Genomic DNA, 213 nt, shown 5'->3' with positions numbered 1-213 from the left:
GGTTAAGGAGAGGGGTTAGCGTAAGCGAAGCTCTGAACTGAAGCCCCAGTAAACGGCGGCCGTAACTATAACGGTCCTAAGGTAGCGAAATTCCTTGTCGGGTAAGTTCCGCCCCGCACGAAAGGTGTAACGATTTGGGCACTGTCTCAACCAGAGACTCGGTGAAATTATAGTACCTGTGAAGATGCAGGTTACCCGCGACAGGACGGAAAG

At 52.1% G+C, this 213-nt stretch carries 1 rRNA gene; it reads left to right on the top strand.

Features of this window, described 5'->3' with window-relative positions:
• Window positions 1–213: ribosomal RNA gene (locus tag MR170_RS32080) — 23S ribosomal RNA — on the top strand; the annotation flags it as partial.

This window comes from Bacillus cereus group sp. BfR-BA-01524, from assembly GCF_022662595.1.
GTDB classification, from domain to species: Bacteria; Bacillota; Bacilli; order Bacillales; family Bacillaceae_G; genus Bacillus_A; species Bacillus_A thuringiensis_S.
This window is presented reverse-complemented; position numbering and strand designations above follow the sequence as displayed.